The organism is Clostridia bacterium (genome assembly GCA_035561135.1).
In the GTDB taxonomy this organism is placed as follows: domain Bacteria; phylum Acidobacteriota; class Terriglobia; order Terriglobales; family Acidobacteriaceae; genus DATMYA01.
In genome coordinates this window covers 1-1,644 of the sequence record DATMYA010000076.1, presented here as the reverse complement: position 1 = coordinate 1,644, position 1,644 = coordinate 1, and the positions used below count along the sequence as shown (strand labels likewise).

The window sequence follows — 1,644 nt, the reverse complement described above, 5'->3', positions numbered from 1 at the left end:
CCATGAACAATCAGGGCGGGTGCGTGGATCTCGTCAAGCCGGTCGGTCCAGCCTGTAGGATCCCGAAGACATGCGTGATTGAACGGAGTCAATGGATTCGGTGTACGATCCCAGTCTTCCTGGGCCAGACCGCGGATGAACGCTTCGTCAAACGGATGTGCAGATCCGGTGAGCAGCCGCCAGGCGCCGACTTGGTATTCGAGAACGGCGTCTCGATCGGTCCAGTCGATTTCGGCCGCTTTCGCGTGGTAGGCCGGAACTCGTGGATCCATGGCGGGCATCGCCGGGTCCGCCAGCGCCAGGCGTAGCGAGGCAATCAGTGTCAGTGTCTTGACTCGTAGAGGCGCTTTCAGTGCGACCAACTGACTCAGGTATCCTCCGAGGGACATCCCAACGAGATGTGCGCTCTCGACGTTGTATGCATCAAGAACTGCGAGTACATCGTCGGCAAGCGTCTCAGTCGAGTACGCAGCTCCACCCGGGCCATAGCTGGTCGAGCGGCCGGTATCGCGGTGATCGTAGCGAATAACAAATCGCCCGTGGCCTGCCAGTTGAGCGCAGAATGAGCTGGGCCACCACACGCCGGATGCCATCGCACCCATGATGAGCAGTACGGCCGGCGCATTGCGATCGCCCACGCTTTCCGTGAACAGCGTGGCGTCGCCTACGGCAACGGACGCCTCGTTCATCGTCGGTTTCGAGTTCACAAGCACCATTCTCGCCGATTCAACGTATCACGCGCCGCTCGTACAGAGCCCCGTCAACCAATTATCGAAGGGTAATTAAGCTCCCTTCGTTAGGATTCGGAATGCGGGATCGCGCAGGTTTCAACGGCCACCCTGATTTTGATTCCCGCCGTGAACCTACTGATGCAATGAGAATCCGGACGGCAAAGCTGCCTCAAGATTGATTTGTTCTCCGGTGATGGGGTGGTGGAATTTCAGAAGTTGCGCGTGCAGGAAATATCCTCCATCGCCGGGGAGGCCGGGGAGATGTTCAAGAGGCTGGCCGGTTAAGCCGTACAGAGGATCGCCTACCAGGGGATGGCCGATGGATGCCAGATGGATTCTGACTTGATGAGGGCGGCCCGAATTTAGGCTTACCTCAAATGTTGTGGTGCTGGTGGTGCGTGAGATCACCTTTGCTAATGACTTTGACGGTTTGCCGCTTGGGTTGGCGGCCCACACGGAACCGATGCGCGGGTGCGGTACGAGGCCGATGGGTGTGAGGATTTCGTAGGCGTCGTGCTGTGCAATGTTTCGAGCCAGCGCCCGATAGATTTTTTGAATTCTGGGTGTGTTCCAGTTTGCGAACAGATTAGATGCCGCCTGCGGTGTTTTGGCGAAGAGGACGATGCCGGTGGTTGCTCGGCCCAACCGGTGGACACGGTTTGCATTGGGGGTTTGCTTTTGCACCAAGCACAGCAGAGTGTTCTCCATGAAGCCGCCGCCTGGAAGGGTGGGCAGCCCGCTGGGTTTGTTGACGGCCAACAGATGGGGGTCTTCATACAGGACTCCGAAGTGCTGAGGGGAGTCTGGTTCGATCCAGGGTGGACGGTTCCAGACAAGGGTTTGGCCTAAAGTGATCGATTCGCTTCCGGTGGCGGTGACGCCGTTGAGGGTGACTTCGCCGTTGTTCAGTTTT

General features: G+C 58.2%; 2 protein-coding genes. Both read right to left on the bottom strand.

Annotated elements, in window-relative coordinates; genetic code table 11:
* Positions 1 to 707 (bottom strand): alpha/beta fold hydrolase (locus VN622_15815; protein ID HWR37327.1); only part of this gene is annotated, 707 nt, incomplete at its 3' end.
* A 156-nt stretch (positions 708 to 863) separates the two neighbouring features.
* On the bottom strand, positions 864 to 1,644 hold a 781-nt coding region (locus VN622_15810), incomplete at its 5' end, for an RluA family pseudouridine synthase (GenBank protein HWR37326.1).